1 pseudogene is annotated in these 235 nt (G+C 68.5%); it reads right to left on the reverse strand.

The window, feature by feature from the left end:
• Positions 1–235: pseudogene (locus tag EXE44_RS19400) on the reverse strand (radical SAM protein); the annotation flags it as partial.

A 235-nucleotide genomic window follows, 5' to 3' on the forward strand; every position in this document is an offset into this window, starting at 1 on the left:
GACCACGACGTCGCCGGCCGTGTTCCGATTGATCCCCGGTATCGCCGTCAGCTCGTCCATCGAGGCCGAATTGACGTCGAGCGGATACGGGACGCCGGTCACGGAGCGATAGCCGTGGTCGGTGATCGCCACGTCGATCGCCGTGCCGAGTTCGCGCTCGCCCGGCACCGCGACGAGGAGCGCGTAGGTCCCGAGCTGGCGGCCGAACGTCTTGCCGTCCTGGTGGTACTCGAGG

It is taken from the genome of Halorubrum sp. SS7, assembly GCF_005435055.1.
GTDB classification, from domain to species: Archaea; Halobacteriota; Halobacteria; order Halobacteriales; family Haloferacaceae; genus Halorubrum; species Halorubrum salinarum.